At 37.4% G+C, this 358-nt stretch carries 1 protein-coding gene; it reads left to right on the forward strand.

Annotation, left to right across the window (positions count from 1 at the left end; translation table 11 throughout):
- The coding region (locus H3V04_RS08970; RefSeq protein WP_198188249.1) for a head maturation protease, ClpP-related at positions 1 to 358 on the forward strand (358 nt) is incomplete at both ends.

Raw genomic sequence — 358 nt, forward strand, 5'->3', positions numbered from 1 at the left:
GCAAAAAGTAATCAAAAAGATGTAATTGTTGAAATTAATAGTCCTGGAGGCTACACAGCACCAGCTGCTGAAATTTATACAGATTTAAAAAATTATCAAGGAAATATAGAAGTACATATTGTTGGTGAAGCAGATTCAGCTGCTTCTATTGTCGCAATGGCTGGTGACAAGGTATTAATGTCACCAATGGCGATGATGATGATTCACAGAGCAATAAGCTCCGCTGATGGAAATACTGATGATTTTGCAAGCGGGAAGCAGGCTTTAGATAAGTTAGACCAAAACATTGTCGATGCTTATGCAGCAAAAACTGGTAAGGATAAGCAGGACATTTATAGTCTAATGTCAAGAACTACCT

Origin of the sequence: Bifidobacterium sp. M0353 (assembly GCF_016100645.1) — a bacterium.
GTDB lineage: Bacteria > Actinomycetota > Actinomycetes > Actinomycetales > Bifidobacteriaceae > Bombiscardovia > Bombiscardovia choladohabitans.